Genomic DNA, 21,580 nt, shown 5'->3' on the forward strand with positions numbered 1-21,580 from the left:
CATGATGCCGCAATCGGCTGCTCTGCTGCGCACTGGCGAGTGTCCAAATATGCTGCCACTGCTCATGCTTCGACCGATAGAGCGCATGAGCATGCCGCGATCGTGTGGCCTGTCTCACACCGCCGGCGCCACGTGCGAAGCCTTTAGGATGACCGCCATGTCTCAGCCGACTGTCTCGGTCGTGATTCCGACTCTCGATGAGCAGGACTCCATCCGCAGGTGCCTCGACCGCCTGCTTCCGCAAGCCGATACCGACACCGACATCGTCATCGTCGACAACGGCTCAACCGATGACACCGTCGCCATCGTCGAGTCGTATGCCGCAAACGACTCGCGGGTTCGGCTGATCCACGAGAGTGCTCGCGGTGTGGCACAGGCGCGCACCGCCGGATTCGAAGCCGCCACAGGCGAATTGCTCGCTCGTATCGACGCCGACACGCTCGTTCCGCCGGGTTGGCTCAGGGGTTACCGCGCGTTCTTCACCGCCGACCACGATCACGCGTGGGCCTGCGCGATCGGTCGGGGCACGCCCTACGGCGTGCCTCTGTCGAGATTCCGCCCGGATGCACCGGTGTCGTGGGGCACGGTCAAACCCTGCCGCGTGACCTTCGGAGCGAACATGATGCTGCGCCGTTCGGCCTGGGATCAGGTCAAAGCGGATCTCCTGACACGTCAAGGCATCTACGAAGATGTCGACCTCGGTCTGTGTCTGCGCGCTGCGGGTCTGCAGACCGCATTGCTGACAGGTATGACGGTCGGCGTCTCGCCACGGCGGTGGTTTGACAATCCGATCGACTCGTGGCGCTACCTCAGTGGTTGCCCGCGCACGTTCTACGCACATGGTCAGCCGGTCCTGGCCTCCGCGATCTACGCGGCATTGGTACCGGTCAACGCGATTCACACCCTGCGTTGGATCGTGCTGAGCGCGTATGACGAGAAGGCACAACGCTTTTCGTACCGCCAACTGCGCACGCGCCGGGTTCCTCGCGTTCTGCCCTGAGACTGGCTACGCCGAGCAACTCTGTCGGACGCGGCCGTTGTACGCCGATGCACGAGAGGTCATCCCTTGCGAATGAACGCCCGCACGGTGACCGGCGCCATGACAGCCATGATGACCACCACACCGAGCGTCGACCACACGATGTCGATGCCGGCATGACCGTGATTCGCGAGCTCTCGCGTCGCCGTGACCAGATGCGACACCGGGTTGATCTCGGCGAGCCACTTGATCCACCCGGGCATATTCGTCGTAGGCACAAGGGCATTCGAGATGAACGTCATCGGCATGAGCACGAACATCGAGGCGCCCTGCACCGCTGCCGGGCTGCTCATACGCACTCCGAGGTAGGCGAAGACCCAACTGAGCGCGAACGAGGTGAACACCACCAGGGCGCAGCCGACGAGAAGTCCGGGCCAACTGTGCGGGCGATAGCCCATCGCCAGCCCGACCGACACCGCCATCACGGTCGCGACCACATACCGCACGATGTCTGCGGTGAGCGCACCGATCAGCGGCGCGACGCGTGCGATCGGCAACGACCTGAAGCGATCGAAGACGCCTTTGTCGATGTCCTCGCACAACTGCACTCCTGTGCCGACGGCCGCAGTCACTGCGATCTGCACAAGCACGCCCGGAATCAGTTGGGGCAGATAGCTGCTCACACTTCCGGCGATCGCGCCGCCGAAGATCCCGGCGAACATGGCGGTTGACACCACCGGCAGGGCGATGACGTCGAAGAGCCGGGCCGGGTTGTGCCGGATCTTCAGCAGACCCCGTCCGGCGAGAGTCATCGAAGCACCGAACGTGGCCCGAACTCCCGGATGCGCACCCGTCGTCGCCACCGCGCGTCGACTGCGACGCGTTTGGACAACCGTGGTCATGCGCCGACCTCCTGCTCAATGACGGCCGCGCCACTGTCATCGGTGTCGGAGCTCGATCCGCCGGTGAGACTCAGGAAGACCTCATCCAGCGTGGGTTTGTGCACTCCCACCTCCTCGATGTGAACTCCCCTGTCTTGCAACAGGATCAGCGCCTCTGTAACCAACGCGGTGTCTTCGACGGGCACGGCGACCTCTCGGTTGTCCTGGGTTTGCGGCTCGTGACCGGTCAGCTGGTGCAGCACCTGGCGCACGACAGGCATGTCGTCGTGGTCCGTAGGGACCACACGCAGCGTTGCCGGCGCGAGTGAACTCTTCAACTCGTCGGCCGTGCCCTGCGCCACGATGCGGCCACGGTCGATGACCACGATGTTGTCGGCCAACTGGTCGGCCTCTTCGAGGTACTGCGTGGTCAGCACGAGGGTCGATCCGGCCGCAACCAGCCGTCGGGCGGTGTCCCACATCTGTTGCCGGGTGCGCGGATCAAGTCCGGTGGTCGGCTCGTCGAGGAAGATGAGGGGCGGCTCGGCGATCAGGCTGGCGGCGAGGTCGAGACGACGGCGCATGCCTCCCGAGAACGCCCTGACCGGCCGGTCCGCCGCCTCGCCCAGAGCGAACTCGTCGAGCAGTTCCACGCCACGTCGCCGGGCCGCCGCGCGCGAGTGCCCCTGCAGCCGACCGAAGATCATCAGATTCTCCCGGGCCGTCAATTCCTCGTCGACAGAGGCATATTGGCCGGTCAGTCCGATCAACGAACGCACCCGGTGAGACTGCTGCACCACGTCGTGCCCGAACACCCGCGCGGTGCCGCCGGAAGGTTTCAGCAAGGTGGCCAAAACACGAACGGTGGTGGTCTTTCCGGCACCGTTCGGTCCGAGCAGGCCCAGCACCGAACCCGCCGGGACGTCGAGGTCGATGCCGTCGACAGCCACGAAATCACCGAAACGACAGGTGAGTTGTCGCACCTCCACGGCCTTGTCGCCCAGGGACTGCAGAGGTCTCGGGTTGTCCGTCATGACCGACATGGTGCCGTATGACGAAGCCAACACCCGAAGTGATTCTTGTCATGGAACTCTTGGCGCATGCAGATTCTCATGCCGTTCCTCGGCAGTCGCGGCGACGTTTCACCCGGTGTGGCTCTCGCGATCGAGCTTCAGCGACGCGATCACGACGTGGTGCTCGGGGTCCCGGCGAACCTCCTGCAACTGGCCCGTGACTCCGGCGTCGACGCGGTCGAGATGGGGCCGGACTCGCGTGAGTTGCTTCGCTCGGATCTCGTGCAGCGACGCATCAAGTCGGCCAATCCGGTCCGAAAATGGCGTGCCCTTTCAGAACTCGGCTGTTTCGGGTGGGGCGAACTCGCACCTCAACTGGCGAGGTACGCCGCCACGACGGACGTGATCGTCTCGTGTCTGCTCGGTGAGGAGGTGGCCAGGGCGATCGCCGAGAGGTATGCCGTCGCCCAGGTCGCCCTGCACTACTATCCGATCCGGCGGTCCGAGTCGACGTCGGTGGTTCCTCCCGCGCCTGTCGCGCCACGTTTGCTGCAGCATGTCGCCGATGCTGCGCTGGAACGCTCCTGGCGGTTGATGACCCGCAGCGGCGAGGATGCCGTCCGGTCGTCGCTGCACCTGCCACCGTCACGAACGCCCCTTCCGGCGCGAATGATCGGATCCGGGTCGCTGGAGATCCAGGCTGTCGACCCGCTGCTGTTTCCCGGACTCGCCGAGGAGTGGGGCAGCCGGCGACCGCTGGTGGGCTTCCTCGATCTCGACGACGCGACACATGAACGCGTCGATCGTCCAACCGCAACGCACGACACCGGCCTCGGTAGCTGGTTGAGTGACGGAAAGCCCTGCGTCTATTGGGGTTTCGGCAGTATGCCGGTAAAGGACCCTCGCGCTACAGTCGCTCTGATCCGTGAAGTCTCGACGCACCTCGGCGTCAGGGCGCTCGTCGCAGCCGGGTGGTCAGATCTGGCTGATGCAACCGAGGCCGATGTGCGGATCGTGGATGCCGTCGACCACCGCACCGTGTTCCCGCGGTGCGCTGCTGCTGTCCACCACGGCGGTGCTGGCACGACAGCCGCAACGCTGCGGGCCGGGATCCCGTCGTTTGTGGCGTGGTTCAGCGCCGACCAACCGCTGTGGGGACGCCGCCTCGCCGCCTGCGGCGTGGGCGCATCGGCGCCTTTCCGCACGCTCACCGCAGCGAAAGCGATCGAAATCCTGCGACCACTGCTCCAGCCCGCCAGCCGCGCTCGGGCAGCAGAGGTCGCCGAATCGCTGATACCGGCCGAGCGTGCCGTCGCGGCGACGGCCGACCTGGTGGAACTAGCGGGAGCCCGGCACTCGTCTACATCGCAAGGAGCGATATTCGCCACACCCTGAAGTGCACTTGACAGTCGTACTGTCCAGTAACATTTTCCACGCGCTCGAAATCGACACGCCTTGGCCGCAGTTGACCATCCCCCTGGAGGGCCGACGCTCGTGGAATACACCGAACTCGCCGACTATTCGGTCTTCGCCGGTGACGTGACCCTGTGGTCCGCTTCAGCCGACACCGCGCTCGCCGCAGTCGACCAGCGTCCCGTCTCGCCGCAGCACGAGACCCACGTCACCGCTCGCAACGACGGCGATCCGGACTGGATCGGCACGGTCTTCGAGATCCGACTGCCCTTCGACGCAGATGTCCTGCGGGCGACGCTCGAGGCCTGGCACAGCCGGCACGAGTCCTTCCGCACAACTGTCCGGATCACTCCTAACGGCCTGCAACGACTGACCTTTCGGGCCGAAGACGTCACGGTCACCGGGCGCCCTGCCGGCTCGCACCAGACCGTTGAGCGGGTCTATGACGTCGTGTCCCGCTTCTTCGACCGCACGATCAGCCCCAGCACCTGGCCGCACCTGGTCGCCGCGACCGTCGTGCCGGACGATCAGGAGGACGGTCCGCGATTCCTGCTGGCGTTCGCCGCTGACCACTCGGTACTCGATGCCTATTCGCAGGTGATCGCCATCTCCGAACTCGACCAGCTGTATGCCGCGATCCTGCACGACATACCGCCCAGCCTCGACCCCCCCGCGGCGAGCTACATCGACTTCAGCGCTGAGGAATGCGGCATGGCCGCCCTGGCCATCCAGGGCAACGACACCACCGAACGCTGGCGGTCGTTCCTCAGCGTCGACGAGCGGTGTTTCCCCGGCTTCCCGCTTCCCACCGCCGACCACAACGGCAGCTGCACCCTCCCGCAACGCAGTGCCAGCCGACAGATCGTCGCTCCGGAGGTCGCCGACACACTCCATGCCGTTGCACGATCGTGCGGGTTCGGCATGCAGCCGGCGATCCTGGTCGCCCTGGCCCGTGCCATCGCCGCCACCACCGACGGTGCTCCGCTGCGAATGGTGATGCCGATGCACACCAGATCCGAGCGCTATCAGACATCCATGGGCTGGTTCGTCGGAATCAGTCCGCTGACCCTCGACCTGACCGGCGCCGCCGACCTCAAACAGGAGTTGCAGCGCGCGGAGGACGCATCGGCATACATTCGGACCGATGCGCAGATCCCGTTCGCGACGATCGCCCAGCTGCTCGACATCCGATCGTGTCCGCGCTTCGTCGTGTCGTATGTCGACATTCGACACCTGCCGGGCGCGGCGCAATTCGACGCGCAGCGGGCCCGCGCGCTGCGCAGCATCCGCTACTCCGACGACGAGGTCTACCTGTGGATCGTGCGGGCGCGTGGCGGTATCAACGTGTCGGCACGGTTCCCGAACAACATGGCGGCGGCTGACAGCTTCGAACGTTTCCTGGCCGCATTCACAGAGGCTGTGCACCAGTTGGCCGGCGTACCCGTTCCGGAGGCCGCACAGGTGCGCGTGCCCGCGGTCTGACCACATGCTGCTGACCTCGGCCGAACTGGCGGACGTGCCCGAAGGTGTTCTGCTGCAATGGATTCCGGCACCCTCGTCGGAGGGCATCATCGTGCCGGAAGCACCACCCACCTTCAATCAGCTCAACCACACGGGCACCGCCCGTGAACATGGCGGGTGGCTGTGCGTGCTGTTCGACCTGCCCGGCGCCTTCGACGAGATGACCTTGCGGGATGCCTACACCAGTCTGCTGCAGCGCCACGACGGCTTGCGCAGCACCGTCGGCTTCTCTGGTATCTCGCCGCAAACCCGTTGCCACCAGGGCGAATTCAGTTGGCGTCGTGAGAACCACACACTTCCCGGCGATCTCGCCGACCGGCGGCACGCACTTGCGCGCATCATCGACGAAACGACAACGGCTCGACGCTTCCCGGCATACCTGCTGGGCGCGATCGTCGGTGAGCGCGTCACCGTGGTCGTTGCGTGCGACCACGCACACGTGGATGCCGTGTCGATGGCTCTCATCGTGCGCGATCTGGCCGAGTTGTATGCCGCGCGGCAGTCTCGTCGAGCAGCGGACCTTCCGAACACGGCGGGCTTTCTCACGTACGCAGCAGGCGCGGCGAAGGACACCTTCGACCCGTCCGACCCACGACTGCCGCAGTGGCATGCGTTCTTCGACCGACACGATCGTGGCCTGCCCCGCTTTGCGCTTCTGACGAATCCTTCAGACAACACTTCAGATTCGACTGTGGAGCTGCGACAAGTGCTGACCGCCGCGCAGACGCAGGCCGTGGCGCAGCATGCTCGCAACCATGGCGCCGGCATGCTGGCAACACTGCTGTGCGCTAGCGCGGAGGCTGCCGTGGCGATGGGCGGCCCCGACACCTTCGAGACCTTGGTGCCGGTGACTACGCGCACCGAGCCCCGGTGGCGCGACACGATCGGCTGGATGGTGACCAACGGCCCCGTCGCGATCGAGGTGGGAGCCACGACCGCTCAGACACTCACCGCCGCGCAACGACAGGTCGAGACGGCGATCGAGCTGGGCCGGATGCCGCTGGCAGACGTGATCGGCAGTTATGCACCCGGCTTCAGCGCCACCGGCGACGTCACGATGGTGTCCTATCTGGACTACCGCCGTATCGACGGCCACCACTTGCATGACCAGCTAAGAGCACAACAGCTCAGCGCCTCGTCGCCGGCTACGGACGTGCAGACCTGGTGGGTCCGCAACGAGGACGGCCTCGCACTGCGGTGTCGATTCCCCGGCACCCATGAAGCCGCGTCAGTGGTGCCGCAATGGCTCGACCACACCTGCGAGCGCTTGGCGCAGTGGTGCTGAAAACCATTGCCACGACTGCACGTTGCCATCGCAGCACGCAGATGTGTCACCGAACGACGGGGACGCGCAAGGCGTCCTTTGCGGCTGCCACGTCGACAACCTCGCCGCGAGCGACGGCTGCCATCAGCGCGGCGATGGCACCCAGATAGCTTTCGACATTGGCCCGCGCGACCTCGGTGTCCGGGAAGCTCACCATCGTGTAGGTGTCCGTCGAACGGCGATTGATCCACATCGACAGGTCACCGGTGTTGCCCGGGCCACCGAGAGCGTGGATCTCATCTGCGACCGGGTGCTCCCCGCCGGGGAAAGACCGCATGTCGATGTACGACACGATCGGCGGCACCGCTGTCGGTGCGACCTTCACCCCACCCACACGAGCCACCCTGTCGACGATGGCACGAGCAGGCACCCCGGCCGCGACACGCGAAGATCGGATCGACTTCTGCAACGACGGAATGAGATCGACGAATGTAGCGTCGGGCTTCACTTTGGTCGCCACCGGCACCAGGTTGATGAACCATCCTTGCGCTCGCCGGTATGCCGGATCTGACCGGGTGGCAACGGCATTCAGCGCGAGGTATGACGTTCGCCCCGCCAGTGCCACGTCGATCAGCGCCAGTATGGCGAACAGCCCGGCGCTGACGCCGCCGCCCGAGCTCTTGCACGCCTTCTCGAAGTCGGCCATCTGCGCACCGTCGACCAGCACCCGGTCGACCCGCACCGAACGCGCGGTCTCCCCCGGCGTGAGCCCGAGCTCGACAGCGGTGGAGGGCAGCTTGTTGCGCACCTTGAACAACGCCTTGGCCCACACGCGGACGGCCGGTGACCACAACGACAGGTGCTCGGTGGCTGCACGCTCGTGTTCGCTGAAATCGACGTAACTACCGACCTTCGCCATCGACTCCGAGGGCCCACCGGCCTCGTGGTCGTACAGATTGAACAGATCCTCGACGCCCAGCAGCAGGGAAACGCCGTCGGTGTGTGAGTGGTCGATCCCGTAATACACGGTGAAGCCGTCCTCGCCGTGGTCGATCGCCCCGATGACGAATGCCGGCCATTCGAGCGGGCTGGTGTTCACCGAAAATCTCGATGCCACCAGTTCGCGCACCTCGTCGGAGGTTGCGGCGTGCCCGCGTGACACCAGCTCGAGTTCGACCTGCTCCGGATCGACCGCGCGACGAGTGAGGGTCACCGAATGAGAGTCGCCAGAAGTGTTTTCGCTGGTCGCCGTATCGAACCAGGTCAGCAGGGTTCCGTGCCCGGTCACGAAACAGTTCGCTGCGCGAAGCCACGCGTCACGGTCCAGCGGACGCGGCACCCGGAAGGCGAAGGCCAGCCACGGCGACCAGTCGACTCCCTTGGCACGCCGGTCGGCGGCGGTGCGGATGTGCGACTCCTGCAGCAGTGAAGGGCGAGCGGTCGACACCGGCGCATGGTGCGCAGCGGCGAGTGCGTCGGCGGTCGGCACGACCTCCAGGATCTCGCCCGGTCGCGGGGACCACTCCTCGATCGACGTCATCTGCATTGCCTCGGATGCTCCTTCTGCAATGGGGATTTCGCGGGCACGGTCGAGCATCGTGGCCGCTTCGGGGATCGCCTGCTCACCCTACTGGCGGGTCACCTCGTCGTGGCCGATGGCGCCGCGGTCATGGTTGCGCGCTCCTCGAACTACTCTCCAGGTGGGCGTGCACGAGAGGTATGACGGCGGCGCCTTCACCGCTGGCCGAGGCCACCCGCTTCATCGACCCGGCCCGGATGTCGCCCGCCGCGAAGACGCCCGGCACAGTGGTCTCGAAGGCAGCAGGTGGCGCGCCGTCGACCCAGGCTTCCGTCGGCACGTCCCGCCCGGTGAACACGAAACCAGCGCTGTCCCGGGCCACGTCCTGCGGCAGCCAGTCGCAACACGGCTTCGCACCCAGCAGCAGGAACAGACCGCCGCAGCCGACATTGGTGCGCGCACCGGTGTTCTTGTCGAGCACGGTGATCCACTCGAGACGACCACCGCCGCCACCGTCGACGACTTCGGCGCACGCCTGGACCGCTATTCGCGGATTGGCGTCGATCTCCTTGATCAGATAATCCGACATCGTCTCGGTGAGATTCGGCCGGCGGATCACGATGGTGACCGACCGCGCGAAGCGCGCCAGGTGCACGGCCGCCTGACCGGCGGAGTTGCCGCCACCCACGACATGCACGTCCTTACCGACGCAGTCGCGCGAGGCGCTCGTCGCCGCGCCGTAGTTGACGCCCAGCCCGACGAAGCTTTCCAGCACCTCCACCCCCAGGCGCCGGTAGGCGACACCGGTTGCGATGAGCAGCGAGGTCGCACGCACCTCGCCGTCGCCGACATCCAACCGGTGGGTCTGCCCCTCGTCCTCGGCCAGGTCGACGCCCAGCACCGGGCGCGCCGGATACAGCTTCGCGCCGAACCGGTTGGCCTGTCCCCGGGCGCGCTGCGCCAACCGCATCCCGGAGATGCCCCTCGGGAAACCCAGATAGTTGCGGATCATCGAACTCGTGCCCGCCTGACCGCCGATGGCTTCGGCGTCGAGCACGATCGTCGACAGCCCTTCGGACGCGCCATACACGGCGGCTGCCAGACCGGCGGGCCCGGCGCCGACGATCGCCAGGTCGTAGATCCGGCCGTCCTCGACGGGTTCGCGTGCCCAGATCATCCGGCCGAGATCACCGATCGTGGGCTGCACCAGCACGTCGGGCGTGACCGGCGAGGTCAGCAACGGGTAGTCGGTCCACGTGTCCGGGTCGGCGTCGATGCGCTCGAGCACCGATCGTCCGATGGGTGTGTCCGGAGCAATGATCTTGCTGGGCATCCCGTGGCGTTCCAGGAAGTCACGCAGTTGCGCTGCCTGCGCATTGATCACCGGCGCGACGATCCGGATCGACTCCACGACCGGGCCACCGGCGGTCCAACCCCAGTCCGAGAGCAACTCGGTGACCGCGGTGTGGAACTCCTCGTCGCGAGCGCCTCGCGGCACGCCCAGCGGAGCGTCGATGCGTCCGGCCGCCTGCGCATCGTGCACCTGCTCGACAGTCGCACGGAACTCGCCCCACGCGATCATCACGCACCGCTTGCTGGTCGGGCTCACCGCGTGCACGCAGTCCAGCGCGACCAGGCCGGACGCATCCGGCAGGTAGAACTCGGCGCAGACCAGCGCGATCGGGATGTGCTGGGCGATCAGCGACTGGGTCTGCGCCATGGCCGCACCGAGGCCGGAGACACAGACCACCTGGTAGTCCGCGGCATACCGACCGAACTCGTGCTCGAGTGTCTCGCGACAGGTCTCGCCGATGAGCAGGATCGCCGGCGTACGTGGCTTCATGAGGCAAACCCTAGTGACGTGAGCCGCATCCGGAGCGACCTGCCATCGGCCGTCTCACAACTGCGCGAGCACCTCGTCGGCGGCGGCATACGGGTCGGTCTCACCCGAGACGAGGCGCTCCGCCAGAGCGGTGACATCGGCCCCGCCGGACAGGTCACCCATGCGAATCCGTAGCTCTCGCAACGCAATCGACTCGATCTCGTCCTGGGCCCGGCGCACCCGCCGACGTTGCAACTCGCCGTTGCCGGCCATCCACTCCCAGTGTTTGTCCAGCGCCGCGAGCACATCGTCCAGGCCCTCGCCGCGCTCGGCCACCAGGCGTTCGACCGGCGGCCGCCAGAGCCCCGGCTCGGTGCGATCGCCCAGGCTGATCATGCCGCGGATGTCGCGCACGGTGACCTCGACGCCGTCGCGGTCGGCCTTGTTGACCACGAAGACGTCGCCGATCTCGAGGATGCCGGCCTTGGCGGCCTGGATCCCGTCGCCCATGCCCGGCGCGAGCAGCACCATCGTGGTGTCGGCCAACCCGGCGACCTCGACCTCGCTCTGCCCGACACCGACGGTCTCCAGGAAGATCACGTCGCAGCCCGCGGCATCGAGCACGCGCAGAGCCTGCGGCGTCGACCATGACAGGCCGCCGAGATGGCCACGGCTGGCCATCGACCGCATGTAGACACCTGAGTCGAGTGCATGGTCGATCAGCCGGATCCGGTCGCCGAGCAGCGCTCCGCCGGAGAACGGCGAACTCGGATCGACGGCCAGCACACCGACCCGCCTGCCACGCCGCCGGAAGGCGCCGACCAGGGCGCTGGTCGTGGTCGACTTGCCGACACCGGGGCTGCCGGTGAGGCCGATGATCCGGGCGTTGCCCGTGTATGGCGCAAGCTGCGCCATCACCTCGCGCAGCCGAGGGTCGGCGTTCTCGACGAGGGTGATCAGGCGTGCGACGGCTCGCGGCGAACCCTCACGGGCAGCCGTCACGAGCGACGGCACGTCGACGTGACGGCGCGGCATACGTATGGCGGGAGGTCTCGGTGCGCTCAGCGCGCGTCGGACAGCGCGTGGTCGCTGCTGAGCTCGACCCGCTGCGGCACCCTGATGATGAGGGCATCGCCCTGACCACCGCCACCGCACAGAGCGGCCGCGCCGACGCCGCCACCACGACGGGCCAGCTCGAGCGCGAGGTGCAAGGTGATGCGCGCGCCCGACATACCGATCGGGTGACCCATGGCGATCGCGCCGCCGTTGACGTTGACGATGTCCTCGTCCAGGCCTAGCTCGCGGGTCGACACGATGCCGACCGCGGCGAAGGCCTCGTTGATCTCGACCAGATCAAGGTCGGTCGGCGCGATGCCCTCCTTCTCGCAGGCCTTGCGGATCGCGTTGGCCGGCTGGCTCTGCAGGCTGGAGTCGGGCCCGGCAACCACGCCGTGCGCGCCGATCTCGGCCAACCAGCTCAGTCCGAGCTCCTGCGCCTTCGCCTGACTCATCACGACGGTCGCGCAGGCGCCGTCGGAGATCGGCGACGACGACCCGGCGGTGATGCTGCCGTCCTTGCTGAACGCCGGACGCAGTCCCGCGAGCGACTCGGCAGTGGTCTCAGGACGGATGCCCTCGTCGGACCGGAACTCGATCGGGTCGCCCTTGCGCTGCGGGATCTGCACGGTGACGACCTCGTCGTCGAAGAGCCCGTCCTTCCAGGCGCGGGCGGCCAACTGGTGGCTGCGCGCACCGAAGGCGTCCTGCTCCTGGCGGCTGACCTCGGAGGCACCGCAGTTGGCGGACTCGGTCAGTGCACCCATCGCCTGGTCGGTGAAGGCATCCCACAGACCGTCGAGGGCCATGTGGTCCTGCATCGTGACGTCGCCGTACTTGAAACCGGAACGGCTGCCCGGCAGCAGGTGCGGCGCCTGACTCATCGATTCCTGGCCGCCGGCGACGACCACATCGAACTCACCGGCGCGAATCAGCTGTGCTGCCAACGCAATTGCGTCGACACCGGACAAGCAGACCTTGTTGATCGTCAGCGACGGCACGTCCATCGGAATGCCTGCCTTGGCCGCGGCCTGACGCGCGGGCATCTGCCCGGCACCTGCGGTCAGCACCTGGCCCATGATCACGTAGTCGACCTGGTCGCCGCTGATGCCGGCCCGCTCGAGTGCGCCCTTGATGGCGAATCCCCCCAGATCGGCCCCGGAGAATCCGGAGAGGGAACCCATCAGCTTGCCCATCGGGGTGCGGGCGCCGGAGACGAGGACAGGGGTGCGTGCTGGGTCGGACTGTGTCATGCATCTCACTTTAGTCTTGGCGTATGACGCACCTTCCGACGCACCTGTTCGAAGCCATCGACCACGTCGGCATCGCGGTCCCTGACTACGACGAGGCCATCGCGTTCTACCGCGAGGTCTTCGGCATGCAGGTCACCCACGAGGAGACCAACGACGATCAGGGCGTTCGCGAAGCCATGCTGGCGCCCGGCTCAGCAGGCGGGGCCGCCCTGCAGATCCTGGCTCCGTTGTCGCCGGAGTCCACGATCGCCACGTTCCTCGACCGGTCCGGGCCCGGCCTGCAGCAGCTCGCCTACCGGGTGCGGTCGATCGAGGAGGTGTCAGAGGTGTTGCGTGCCAAGGGAGTTCGCCTGCTGTATGACGCTCCCCGCCGCGGCACCGCCGGCAGCCGCATCAACTTCGTGCACCCCAAGGATGCCGGTGGCGTCCTGGTCGAACTGGTCGAACCTGCCGACGCGCACTGATCGCGGTCACTGCGGTGGCCGAACGCCGCCGAACACATTCCCCCGCGCGAAATTCGACACCACGCACGCAATACCCGCCCCACGGTCGAATCTCGCGGAGATGCGCTGAGGCGATAACTACTGCGCCACAACGAAATCCGCAGACACCTCGGTCGGCAACGGCGTTGTCACGTCCGGCACCACGACCCGCACGATCTCGTCCAGCGCCCGCCGCACATACGTCTCTCCGACCCACAGATGCTTCGCGCCCTCGACCGCGACGACCTGCGCCTGCGGGATGGCGGCGAATCGGCGGCGAGCCTCCTCCGGTCGCAGGTAATCGTCGAACTCCGGCACCAGGCACACCACCGGCTTGCCCGAATCCGCCCAGCGGGCAAGGTGTTCCGGCTTCGAGAAGCGCAGCGGCGGCGACAACAGGATCAGCCCCTCGATGGATGGGTCATCGCCATACATCAGCGCCAGGTCGGTGCCGAACGACCAGCCCACCAGCCATCGCCGCGGCAGCGCCGGAGCCTCGGCGAATTCGGCGAACTCAATCGCGGCCGCGACATCGAAACGCTCCGATCGCCCCTCGTCGAAGACCCCCTGCGATGTCCCGCGCGGCGAGGTCACCCCACGCAGGTTGAACCGCAGCACCGCGATGTCGGCCAGCGCCGGCAGCCGGAGCGATGCCTTCTTGAAGACGTGACTGTCCATGAAGCCGCCGTGGGTCGGCAGCGGATGCAGTGTCACCAAGGTCGCCACCGGGTCGGCAGCCTCCGGCAAGGCGAGTTCGCCGACGAGAGTGAGGCCGTCCGCCGTCTGCAACTCGATGTCCCGACGATCCGCACGCAGCACCGTGTTCGACCGGATCTGGCTCAACTCAGTCATCTCGTCAGTTCTCCTCCTGTGCGCGCTGTCCCGGCAGCGTGAACCTGCGGTCCATGCCGAACCGCCGGCTGTATGCCGAAGTCCGGCCCTGCCTCGTTCTCATCGCCACGAGCCCTGCGGTGGGCGGCGGTCGCGAGCGCCCCAGCAGGTGGCATGCCAGTGCCGACGGTCAGCCACATCGCCCAGACCGTCGGCGGGCCAGACGACCACGTGTGCGATGGCCGACTCCAGCGCCTGCTGGCATCCGGGGCACACGTAGGTACGTCCGGCGGTATTGCCTCGGACCTCGCGCACCCGCCAGCTGCCACCGGCATACGACTCGGTCCGCAGACCGGTCTCGAGCACACGCGAGATGTCCGGACGCGCACCGCCGGCCCGCGCGGCTTTCGATGGCCGTGGCCGGTTGCGTCGGGGCATGGGGATAACGGTCTTCGTCGGATCGGTGGTTCGCCGGGTCAGCGGAATGTGCGCTGCGCGAGTGCGTGCTCGAGCAGCAACGGGTTCGGCGCGACGGCCGGGTCGACACCTGCCTGCTCCAGCAGCGAGTCGGCGACGGCGTCGGCACCGATGGCGTCCAACATCGCGAACGGGCCTGTGGGATAACCACATCCGGCGCTCATCGCGGTGTCGATGTCCTCCGCCGTGGCGTATCCGGAGTCCAGCATCGCGACCGCGTCGTTGAGGTGCGGAAACAGCAGCGCGTCCACCACCAGACCGGGCCGGTCCTGCGCGACGACCACAGTGAGCCCGGCAGCTTCGAGAGTGGCGCGCGCCACCGCGAGCGCGGTGGCCGACGTCGTCAGCCCGCGACCGAGTTCGGCAACCTGACCGCCGCGCGTCGACTGGTGCAATCGCACGGGCATCACCCGCGGCGCCTCGCCGGCGACTTCGGAGCCGCCGGACGCGGAGTCGGAGTCGACATCGAGATCCTCCGCGGCCCAGCGGCTGGCGGGGTCCGCCGCCAGCACGATCGCATCCGCGGACAACGCCTCGACCACCTTCGGAAACCACACTCCTGGCGCCGCCCCACCGCAGCACCCGCAGCCCTGTTCCGCGGAGTCGTCGCCGACATTGCCGCCCGTGGCATCCGTCAGGCACTCCCCGTCGTTGCAGTCCTCGCAGCAGTTCTCACTACCGGCGAGCACCACCAGACCGGCCTCCACAAGACCGGAGGTGTCGGTGCCCGGGTCGCTCACGATCCGCACGTCGAGTCCGCCGCCGCCCAACACCTGCGCGAACGCGTCTGCGAGTTCACCGGATCCGACCACCGCGACGACGCCGACGGCCGCGCCGGCTGAATCCTGCTGCCGGTCTGCCACCGTGCCGGATCCCGGCTTGTCGTATTCGTAGAAACCGTGGCCGGTCTTGCGGCCGAGCCGCCCCGCGGTCACCAGGTTCGTCAGCAGCGCGGGAGGCGCGTCGCTCGGACGCTTGGTTGCGGCATACAGCACGTCGCACACCTCTTTGACGACGTCCAGCCCGATGAGGTCGGACAACGTTAGCGGGCCCATCGGCAGACCGATGCCGATCCGGCCGGCGTTGTCGAGATCCTCGCGGGACACGCGGCCGTTTTCGTACAGCCGGATCGCTCGCGCCAGATAAGTGATGAGCAGGGCGTTGGCGACGAATCCGGCGCGGTCACCGACGACCACTGGCTTCTTGCCGAGACGTATGGCGAGGTCACGCACCCCGTCGACGACCTCCTGCGACACCAGCAGAGTCGTGATGACCTCGACCAGCGCCAGCACCGGCGCGGGGTTGAAGAAGTGCATGCCCACGACCCGCCGCGGGTGCTTGGTGCCCGCGGCGATCCGGGTGAGCGACAGGCTCGAGGTGTTCGATGCCAGCACCGCGTCCGCGCTGACGATCTCATCGAGACGAGAGAAGATCGACTGCTTGATCTCCAGTTTCTCCGGCACCGCCTCGATCACCAGGTCCGCGTCGGCGAGGTCTGTCAGCTCCGACGTGAAGGTGATGCGCCCCAGCACCTCGTCCGCAGCGGTCTGCTCCAGTTTGCCCTTGCTGACAGCGCGACCCAGCGACGTGGTCACGAAACCCCGCCCGCGCTGGGCGAGTTCGTCGCTGCCGTCGACGGCATACACCTGCAGGCCGGCCTTGGCGAAGACTTCGACGATGCCGGCACCCATGGTGCCCAGACCGATGACCGCGACTGTGCGGAACTGAGGAGTCATGACGCCAGTGTCTCAGCACCGGCCGACACGGCTGTCGGGGCGCCCGCCGCGTATTAGGCTCCGGGGCGTGCGAGTCGTGATTGCCAGATGCAGCGTGGACTACGTGGGCCGGTTGACCGCCCATCTGCCACTGGCGACCAGGCTGCTCATGGTCAAGGCGGACGGCTCCGTGCTGATCCACAGCGACGGCGGCTCCTACAAGCCGCTGAACTGGATGTCACCGCCGTGCGCGATGGCCGAGATCGCTCCGACCGCCGACGAGACCGACGAGGGCGTGGTCGCCGTGTGGTCGGTGCAGCACGCGAAGACTGAGGACCGCCTGCACATCCGCCTGCACGAGGTGCTGCACGACAGCAGCCATGACCTCGGCATCGACCCCGGCCTGGTCAAGGACGGCGTCGAGGCACAACTGCAGGCGCTGCTGGCCGATCACATCACCACTCTCGGCGAGGGCTACAGCCTGATCCGCCGCGAATACATGACCGCCATCGGCCCGGTCGACATCATGTGCCGTGACGCCTACGGAGCCACGGTCGCGGTGGAGCTGAAACGGCGTGGCGACATCGACGGTGTCGAGCAGTTGACGCGTTACCTGGAGTTGCTCAACCGCGACCCGCACCTCGCCCCGGTCAGCGGCGTGTTCGCCGCGCAGCAGATCAAACCGCAGGCGCGCGTTCTCGCCGAGGATCGCGGAATCCGTTGTGTCACCTTGGATTACGAAGCCCTCAAGGGCATGGACGACGCCGGCTCCCGGCTCTTCTGATGCAGCCGGTGCACGTATGACGTCCGCCCGCGCCGCGATCGCGGCCCCGAACGCACTCGCCGCTCAGGCGGGGCTCGATGTCATCGCGGCCGGTGGCACCGCCGTCGATGCGGCGATCGCAGCCCAGGCCGTCACCTACGTCACCGAACCAGGCATCGTCAGCGCGCTCGGTGGCGCCTTCGTCAACGTGTGGCCGGCGAATGCCGACCCGCAGGTCATCGACGGCAACTGCGAGATGCCCGGCCGCGGCGCAGCCCACGAGCGCTTCGGCACCGGGTTGCGGAATCTGCATCTCGACTACGGCGGTGGCATCACGATCAACGCCGGAGCTGGATCTGCAGCGACACCAGGGTCTTTCGCGGCATACGAGCTGGCACGTGCCCGATTCGGCGCGGCGCCGTGGGCCGACATCCTGGCGCCGGCGATCGCGGCCTGCCGCACGGGATTCCGGCTCGGCCAAGCCGCGGGCAGCTATCTGCGTTTGGTCGGCCCGCAGCTCTACGGCTTCGACCCGGTCACCCGTGCCCAGCACTTCGTCGACGACGAGCCGGTTGGCCCGGGCGCACGTATGACGAACACCGACCTCGCCGACACACTCGAAATCGTTGCGGCGGAGGGCAGTTCGGCGCTCTACACCGGTGACATCGCCGGCGCCATCGCCGCCCACGTGCAGCTCGAGGGCGGTCTCATCGGTGCCGCCGACCTGTCGGCCTACACAGCGGTATGCCGACCCGCCGGCCGCACGAGGCTGCACGACTGGGATGTCGCGCTCAACCCGCCTCCCTCGATCGGTGGCCCGGTGCTCACCGCCATGCTGCGCCTCCTTGCACGTCGGTCGCTCGCACCCGACGAGCTCATCGCGGTGCAGACCGAGGTGCTGCAATATCGCCACAGCCACCTCGACCGCGCCGCAGATCTGACGGAAGCCGGGGCCGAGCTGTTACGTGCCCTGCAGACGAACAACCTGGCGTCGTTGCCGACGTCGACCGACACCGCTCACGTCTCCGTCGTCGACTCCGAGGGCATGGCCTGTGCGATCACCACGTCGGCGGGCTATTCCTCCGGCGTGACGATCCCCGGCACCGGGCTGATCCTCAACAACTGCCTCGGTGAGCCCGAGCTCAACCGGCGCGGTCTGCACGCCCTGCCGCCGGGCACCCGGCTGGCGTCGAACATGGCGCCGACGACCGCACGCTGCGACGACGGCGCCGTGCTCGCGATCGGCAGTCCCGGCGCCGACCGCATCACCACGGCGCTGATGCAGGTGCTCGGGAGGTACTGCCTCACCGGCGACAACCTGCAGGCGGCAATCGACGCACCCCGGTTGCACGCGCAACCTCAGCAGTCCGAGGACGGTCCCAGAATCCGCATCGACTATGAGCCGGACGACGAGATCGCGTCGGCCGTGGCTCAGCTGGACTGCGATTCCATGCTGCACGAGCCGTTGGCGATGTTCTTCGGCGGCGTCGGAGCAGCCCTGCGCACTGCGAATGGTGATCTGCTGGCAGCTGCGGACCCTCGCCGAGCCGCCGCAACCGCCATCGGCTGACAAACCGGCGGGATCACCGCCCAGACCTGGCAGCCGATCAGGCAGGTAGCGCCGCCCCACGAGACGTGGACGCAGGTGCCGACGACGGATGTGTCACCGCGAGCACCCGATTGAGCTTGGTGGCACGCAACAGTCGTTCCAGGCGCGGCGAAGCATCCGCCAGCACCAGTTGCCGACCAGCGCGCAACGCGCGGTGGTGCGCGCCCACGATGACACCCAAACCGGTGGCGTCACCGATCTCGGCCTCACCGAGGTGCAGCGTCAGCGTACCTACGCCGTCGTCGACAGCCCGGCTGAGCGCGTTGCGCACATCGGCGACCGAGTGGACGTCGAGCGGTCCACGAACCGCGATCTCCGATCCCGGTCGCAGGATCGTGATGGTGGTTGACATGGTTTCGAGATCCCCCGACCTGACCATCGCCTGCCACCTTTCGTGTCGGCCGACTCGTGAGCCGGATCCGCCAGCCACGCCCCCGTGGTGTGACCCACACCATTGACGCACGCGTATCCTCGCTGACTTGCCAAGCCATGGTCACAATTCGATAACCGTGTGTAACGGTCGCGCCGACTACCGCGATAAGGGCGTCGTTGCGAGACGTCCCGCACGGCGATCCGTCCCGCACTGCGAGCCACGCACCGATCTGACACCATCGAGGTCATGGTCATCCTGAGTCGTATCTACACCCGCACCGGCGACGACGGGAGCACCGCCCTCGGCGACTTCAGTCGCACCAGCAAGAACGACCCACGGCTGACGGCCTACGCCGACACCGACGAGACCGGCAGCTGCATCGGGGTCGCCATTGCGTGCGGCGGCTTGCGTGACGATCTGGACACCATGCTCACCCGGGTCCAGAACGAACTCTTCGACGTGGGCGCGGATCTGTGCACCCCACTGGTCGCCGAACCCGAGTTCCCGCCCCTGCGCGTCAAACAGCCCTGGATCGACGACCTCGAAACCGACTGCGACCGCCTGAACGGCGAGGTCGAGACACTTCGCTCGTTCATCCTTCCCGGAGGCACCCCCGGAGCTGCGCACCTGCACGTCGCGCGAACGGTGGCTCGTCGCGCCGAGCGGTCCGCGTGGGCAGCGATCGAGGCGTATGGCGACGCGGAGGTTCCGGCCGGTGGCGAGCGCGAAATCGGCGGCGTGAATCCGTTGACCGCGATGTACCTCAACCGCTTGTCGGACCTGTTGTTCCTGGCAGCCCGAGTGGCCAACCTGCAACGCGGCGGCGACGTCCTGTGGCAGCCCGGCGGCGGCCGAGAGACGGCGCCGGACAAAGAACGCTGAGCGCCTGAGTGAGACTTTCGCTCAGGCGACGTTGGCGTTGAGTCCGGGCGGCGCGGATTCCGACCACGACCGCAGCGCGGTGTAGTCGCCCGAAGCAAGGCAAATGGTGATGGAGCCACCGTCGACGCTGCATTGCACCTGGACCGGGTCGATGATCGCCAGTGGCCGAGTGCCCTCCAACGGGCTGGGAGCGCCGAGGTCGAGATCCCCTCTGCGCCATACCTCTCGGGGACGCACACCGACGCCGATGATCGAGTGCCACTGAACGCTGGCCGTGGTGAGCCGGGCCATTCCCAGATGCCAACCGTCGCTACGGGAGACCGCCAGCAGGAGCATGGGCTCCCCGCGTGAGATCAACCGGCGACGCACGATGAGCGCGATCATCGCCGCCAGGACCAGCAACGCAAGGCAGGCAAGTACGACCCCCAGCCCATCGAGAGTCGCGATCACTGAAGAACGTCAGCCGTCGAGGCCCGGGGCGTCGACAGTCTGCGCGACAACGGTCACCTTGTCGTGATCCACCGACAGGAAGCCGCCGTCCACAGTGAGCGTCCGGCGCTGCCCGTCGACGGTGTCCAGGTGCATTTCGCCCGAGTCGAGCACAGCGAGCAACGGCGAGTGGCCCGTCAAAATGCCGATGTCTCCTTCGACCGTCCGGCAGGACAACTGCTTTGCTTCACCGGACCAGACTTCACGATCTGCGGCGACGATTTCAACGGTGAGGCTCACGGGCAGCGGCTCCTATGACGGGATATGAGTCGGACTCGCCACGGTGCTCGACGAGATCTGTGGCCAGTCTACCGGGCCGCACGAGTGCCTCGATCCAGGTGTCCAGGGCCACGGGGGGCGCGGAACGCTTCGACCGCGGCGAGCGTTGTGCCCGGCATCATGGACTTCTTCTCGAGCCCTGACCTCTGGATCGCTTTCCTGACGCTGTTCGCCCTGGAGCTCGTGCTCGGTATCGACAATGTCGTCTTCATCTCCATCCTGACCGGCCGTCTGCCGGAGCACCAGCGCCCGAAGGCGCGCATCGTCGGACTCTCGCTCGCTCTGGTCATGCGGATCGTGCTGCTGGTGGTTGCATCCTGGATCATCGGTCTGACCGCCACGATCATCTCCATCGGCAGCGCGGACGCCCTCGCGATCTCCGGCCGTGACCTCATCCTGATCGTGGGTGGCTTGTTCCTGGTCTACAAGGCCGTGACCGAGATCCACGAGAAGCTCGAGGGCGGCGAGCACGAGCACGCAGCGGGCGGGGCGGGCGCCAGCACCTTCGCCAGGGTCATCGTGCAGATCCTGCTGATCGACGCGGTCTTCTCACTCGACTCGGTGATCACCGCGGTCGGCATGGTCGACCAATTGGCCATCATGGTGGCGGCCGTCGTGCTGTCGATCGGCCTGATGATGGTGCTGGCGGGCCGGATCAGCGATTTCGTCAACGAGCATCCCACTGTCAAGATGCTGGCGCTGAGCTTCCTGGTGCTGATCGGCTCGACGCTGATTGCCGAAGGCTTCGACGTGCACCTCGACAAAGCCGTGATCTATGGTCCGATCGCCTTCGCCATCGCGGTCGAGGCGCTCAACCTGACCTACCGCAAGCGGCAGGCCGCGCGAGAGGGAGTCCCTCGCGACCCGGTGCGACTGCACTCGCGCTATTCCGACGACTGACCGGCGCCCGACGACTGACGGCGTTCACCCCGGCACTGGGGCGAACGCCGTCATCGTCA

General features: G+C 67.2%; 21 protein-coding genes. 9 read left to right on the plus strand and 12 right to left on the minus strand.

Annotated features, from left to right (window positions below; translation table 11 throughout):
* Positions 1–157 precede the first annotated feature (157 nt).
* Positions 158–1,000, plus strand: a complete 843-nt coding sequence (locus tag BKA23_RS16330) for a glycosyltransferase family 2 protein (RefSeq protein WP_170226641.1) — start codon at positions 158–160, stop codon at positions 998–1,000.
* A 59-nt stretch (positions 1,001–1,059) separates the two neighbouring features.
* Here the strand turns inward: BKA23_RS16330 and BKA23_RS16335 are convergent, their stop codons facing one another.
* Both BKA23_RS16335 and BKA23_RS16340 read right to left on the minus strand, forming a co-directional pair.
* Positions 1,060–1,881, minus strand: a complete 822-nt coding sequence (locus BKA23_RS16335) for an ABC transporter permease (RefSeq protein WP_145230452.1) — start codon at positions 1,879–1,881, stop codon at positions 1,060–1,062.
* Positions 1,878–2,894 (minus strand): ATP-binding cassette domain-containing protein, encoded by a 1,017-nt coding sequence (locus tag BKA23_RS16340; RefSeq protein ID WP_145230454.1) that lies wholly within the window; start codon positions 2,892–2,894, stop codon positions 1,878–1,880. Before BKA23_RS16340 ends, BKA23_RS16335 begins: the two co-directional genes overlap by 4 nt.
* Before the next feature lie 66 nt (positions 2,895–2,960).
* Here BKA23_RS16340 and BKA23_RS16345 point away from each other — a divergent pair, with 66 nt between their 5' ends.
* The 3 genes from BKA23_RS16345 to BKA23_RS16355 all read left to right on the plus strand — a co-directional run bounded on the left by BKA23_RS16345 (position 2,961) and on the right by BKA23_RS16355 (position 7,092).
* Positions 2,961–4,268, plus strand: a complete 1,308-nt coding sequence (locus tag BKA23_RS16345) for a glycosyltransferase (RefSeq protein WP_211841773.1) — start codon at positions 2,961–2,963, stop codon at positions 4,266–4,268.
* A 99-nt stretch (positions 4,269–4,367) separates the two neighbouring features.
* Complete coding sequence (locus tag BKA23_RS16350) at positions 4,368–5,768, plus strand: condensation domain-containing protein (RefSeq protein ID WP_170226643.1); 1,401 nt, start codon at positions 4,368–4,370, stop codon at positions 5,766–5,768.
* A gap of 4 nt (positions 5,769–5,772) precedes the next feature.
* The gene (locus BKA23_RS16355; RefSeq protein ID WP_170226645.1) at positions 5,773–7,092 is read left to right on the plus strand and encodes a condensation domain-containing protein; all 1,320 of its coding nucleotides are present in this window, start codon (positions 5,773–5,775) and stop codon (positions 7,090–7,092) included.
* Positions 7,093–7,138: 46 nt separating this feature from the next.
* Here the strand turns inward: BKA23_RS16355 and BKA23_RS16360 are convergent, their stop codons facing one another.
* The 4 genes from BKA23_RS16360 to BKA23_RS16375 all read right to left on the minus strand — a co-directional run bounded on the left by BKA23_RS16360 (position 7,139) and on the right by BKA23_RS16375 (position 12,721).
* On the minus strand, positions 7,139–8,617 hold the full coding sequence (locus BKA23_RS16360; RefSeq protein ID WP_170226647.1) for a condensation domain-containing protein: 1,479 nt from the start codon (positions 8,615–8,617) through the stop codon (positions 7,139–7,141).
* Between the two features lie 121 nt (positions 8,618–8,738).
* The gene (locus BKA23_RS16365) at positions 8,739–10,433 is read right to left on the minus strand and encodes an NAD(P)/FAD-dependent oxidoreductase (protein ID WP_145230462.1); all 1,695 of its coding nucleotides are present in this window, start codon (positions 10,431–10,433) and stop codon (positions 8,739–8,741) included.
* Between the two features lie 54 nt (positions 10,434–10,487).
* Positions 10,488–11,447 (minus strand): methylmalonyl Co-A mutase-associated GTPase MeaB, encoded by a 960-nt coding sequence (gene meaB / locus BKA23_RS16370; RefSeq protein ID WP_145230464.1) that lies wholly within the window; start codon positions 11,445–11,447, stop codon positions 10,488–10,490.
* A gap of 26 nt (positions 11,448–11,473) precedes the next feature.
* Complete coding sequence (locus BKA23_RS16375; RefSeq protein ID WP_145230466.1) at positions 11,474–12,721, minus strand: acetyl-CoA C-acetyltransferase; 1,248 nt, start codon at positions 12,719–12,721, stop codon at positions 11,474–11,476.
* 23 nt (positions 12,722–12,744) lie between these two features.
* Here BKA23_RS16375 and mce point away from each other — a divergent pair, with 23 nt between their 5' ends.
* A complete protein-coding gene (gene mce / locus BKA23_RS16380; RefSeq protein ID WP_145230468.1) occupies positions 12,745–13,185 on the plus strand; it encodes a methylmalonyl-CoA epimerase in 441 nt (146 codons plus the stop codon).
* Positions 13,186–13,302: 117 nt separating this feature from the next.
* Here mce and BKA23_RS16385 read toward each other — a convergent pair whose 3' ends face one another.
* The 3 genes from BKA23_RS16385 to BKA23_RS16395 form a co-directional block, all read right to left on the minus strand.
* Positions 13,303–14,055, minus strand: coding sequence for an alpha/beta hydrolase (locus tag BKA23_RS16385; RefSeq protein WP_145230470.1), 753 nt, complete (start codon positions 14,053–14,055; stop codon positions 13,303–13,305).
* Positions 14,056–14,154: 99 nt separating this feature from the next.
* The gene (locus tag BKA23_RS16390) at positions 14,155–14,472 is read right to left on the minus strand and encodes a hypothetical protein (protein ID WP_145230472.1); all 318 of its coding nucleotides are present in this window, start codon (positions 14,470–14,472) and stop codon (positions 14,155–14,157) included.
* Between the two features lie 38 nt (positions 14,473–14,510).
* The gene (locus tag BKA23_RS16395) at positions 14,511–16,247 is read right to left on the minus strand and encodes a 3-hydroxyacyl-CoA dehydrogenase family protein (RefSeq protein ID WP_145230474.1); all 1,737 of its coding nucleotides are present in this window, start codon (positions 16,245–16,247) and stop codon (positions 14,511–14,513) included.
* Between the two features lie 67 nt (positions 16,248–16,314).
* Between BKA23_RS16395 and nucS the strand changes: the two genes are divergently transcribed.
* Together nucS and BKA23_RS16405 are read left to right on the plus strand one after the other, a co-directional pair.
* Entirely contained in the window at positions 16,315–17,010 is a 696-nt protein-coding gene (gene nucS / locus BKA23_RS16400; RefSeq protein WP_145230476.1) for an endonuclease NucS, read from the plus strand.
* A gap of 16 nt (positions 17,011–17,026) precedes the next feature.
* Positions 17,027–18,559, plus strand: a complete 1,533-nt coding sequence (locus tag BKA23_RS16405; protein WP_145230478.1) for a gamma-glutamyltransferase — start codon at positions 17,027–17,029, stop codon at positions 18,557–18,559.
* 37 nt (positions 18,560–18,596) lie between these two features.
* Here the strand turns inward: BKA23_RS16405 and BKA23_RS16410 are convergent, their stop codons facing one another.
* Positions 18,597–18,950, minus strand: a complete 354-nt coding sequence (locus BKA23_RS16410; protein ID WP_145230480.1) for an STAS domain-containing protein — start codon at positions 18,948–18,950, stop codon at positions 18,597–18,599.
* Between the two features lie 267 nt (positions 18,951–19,217).
* Here BKA23_RS16410 and BKA23_RS16415 point away from each other — a divergent pair, with 267 nt between their 5' ends.
* On the plus strand, positions 19,218–19,853 hold the full coding sequence (locus tag BKA23_RS16415; RefSeq protein ID WP_145230482.1) for a cob(I)yrinic acid a,c-diamide adenosyltransferase: 636 nt from the start codon (positions 19,218–19,220) through the stop codon (positions 19,851–19,853).
* Between the two features lie 21 nt (positions 19,854–19,874).
* Here BKA23_RS16415 and BKA23_RS16420 read toward each other — a convergent pair whose 3' ends face one another.
* Positions 19,875–20,303: a DUF2550 family protein gene (locus tag BKA23_RS16420; RefSeq protein ID WP_145230484.1), complete on the minus strand. Its 429-nt coding sequence runs from the start codon at positions 20,301–20,303 to the stop codon at positions 19,875–19,877.
* 9 nt (positions 20,304–20,312) lie between these two features.
* On the minus strand, positions 20,313–20,582 hold the full coding sequence (locus tag BKA23_RS16425) for a F0F1 ATP synthase subunit epsilon (RefSeq protein WP_145230486.1): 270 nt from the start codon (positions 20,580–20,582) through the stop codon (positions 20,313–20,315).
* Between the two features lie 147 nt (positions 20,583–20,729).
* Here BKA23_RS16425 and BKA23_RS16430 point away from each other — a divergent pair, with 147 nt between their 5' ends.
* Positions 20,730–21,521, plus strand: a complete 792-nt coding sequence (locus tag BKA23_RS16430; protein WP_246104708.1) for a TerC family protein — start codon at positions 20,730–20,732, stop codon at positions 21,519–21,521.
* Positions 21,522–21,580: the final 59 nt, after the last annotated feature.

The organism is Rudaeicoccus suwonensis (genome assembly GCF_007829035.1).
Lineage (GTDB): Bacteria > Actinomycetota > Actinomycetes > Actinomycetales > Dermatophilaceae > Rudaeicoccus > Rudaeicoccus suwonensis.

Excerpts from the sequence above, each read along its gene's own strand:
- BKA23_RS16330 (WP_170226641.1), top strand. The coding sequence starts at position 158 with ATGTCTCAGCCGACTGTCTCGGTCGTGATTCCGACTCTCGATGAGCAG.
- BKA23_RS16335 (WP_145230452.1), bottom strand. The coding sequence starts at position 1,881 with ATGACCACGGTTGTCCAAACGCGTCGCAGTCGACGCGCGGTGGCGACG.
- BKA23_RS16340 (WP_145230454.1), bottom strand. The coding sequence starts at position 2,894 with ATGACGGACAACCCGAGACCTCTGCAGTCCCTGGGCGACAAGGCCGTG.
- BKA23_RS16345 (WP_211841773.1), top strand. The coding sequence starts at position 2,961 with ATGCAGATTCTCATGCCGTTCCTCGGCAGTCGCGGCGACGTTTCACCC.
- BKA23_RS16355 (WP_170226645.1), top strand. The coding sequence starts at position 5,773 with ATGCTGCTGACCTCGGCCGAACTGGCGGACGTGCCCGAAGGTGTTCTG.
- BKA23_RS16360 (WP_170226647.1), bottom strand. The coding sequence starts at position 8,617 with ATGCAGATGACGTCGATCGAGGAGTGGTCCCCGCGACCGGGCGAGATC.
- BKA23_RS16365 (WP_145230462.1), bottom strand. The coding sequence starts at position 10,433 with ATGAAGCCACGTACGCCGGCGATCCTGCTCATCGGCGAGACCTGTCGC.
- meaB (WP_145230464.1), bottom strand. The coding sequence starts at position 11,447 with ATGCCGCGCCGTCACGTCGACGTGCCGTCGCTCGTGACGGCTGCCCGT.
- BKA23_RS16375 (WP_145230466.1), bottom strand. The coding sequence starts at position 12,721 with ATGACACAGTCCGACCCAGCACGCACCCCTGTCCTCGTCTCCGGCGCC.
- mce (WP_145230468.1), top strand. The coding sequence starts at position 12,745 with ATGACGCACCTTCCGACGCACCTGTTCGAAGCCATCGACCACGTCGGC.
- BKA23_RS16385 (WP_145230470.1), bottom strand. The coding sequence starts at position 14,055 with ATGACTGAGTTGAGCCAGATCCGGTCGAACACGGTGCTGCGTGCGGAT.
- BKA23_RS16390 (WP_145230472.1), bottom strand. The coding sequence starts at position 14,472 with ATGCCCCGACGCAACCGGCCACGGCCATCGAAAGCCGCGCGGGCCGGC.
- BKA23_RS16395 (WP_145230474.1), bottom strand. The coding sequence starts at position 16,247 with ATGACTCCTCAGTTCCGCACAGTCGCGGTCATCGGTCTGGGCACCATG.
- BKA23_RS16405 (WP_145230478.1), top strand. The coding sequence starts at position 17,027 with ATGACGTCCGCCCGCGCCGCGATCGCGGCCCCGAACGCACTCGCCGCT.
- BKA23_RS16410 (WP_145230480.1), bottom strand. The coding sequence starts at position 18,950 with ATGTCAACCACCATCACGATCCTGCGACCGGGATCGGAGATCGCGGTT.
- BKA23_RS16415 (WP_145230482.1), top strand. The coding sequence starts at position 19,218 with ATGGTCATCCTGAGTCGTATCTACACCCGCACCGGCGACGACGGGAGC.